The organism is Staphylococcus sp. HMSC62A08, assembly GCF_001839105.1.
In the GTDB taxonomy this organism is placed as follows: Bacteria; Bacillota; Bacilli; order Staphylococcales; family Staphylococcaceae; genus Staphylococcus; species Staphylococcus caprae.
In genome coordinates, this window is sequence record NZ_KV840035.1 from 1 (window position 1) to 216 (window position 216).

1 pseudogene is annotated in these 216 nt (G+C 33.3%); it reads left to right on the plus strand.

The annotated features are described in order from the left end of the window. Nucleotides 1-216 (plus strand): annotated as a pseudogene (locus HMPREF3264_RS05420) (chorismate mutase); the annotation flags it as partial.

Here is a 216-nt window from a genome sequence, read left to right on the forward strand (position 1 = left end):
TTTAAAGAAATTTTTAAAGCCTCTACTGATTTACAAAAATCTGAAAATGAAAAACACCTTTATGTCTCTCGTAAACTTAAACCAGAAGATACGATTGTAAAATTTGATAACGGTGGCATCATTGGTGATGGAAATAAATCATTTGTATTCGGTCCTTGTTCGGTAGAATCACAAGAACAAGTGGATGCTGTTGCAAGTGACTTACAAGCTAAAGGA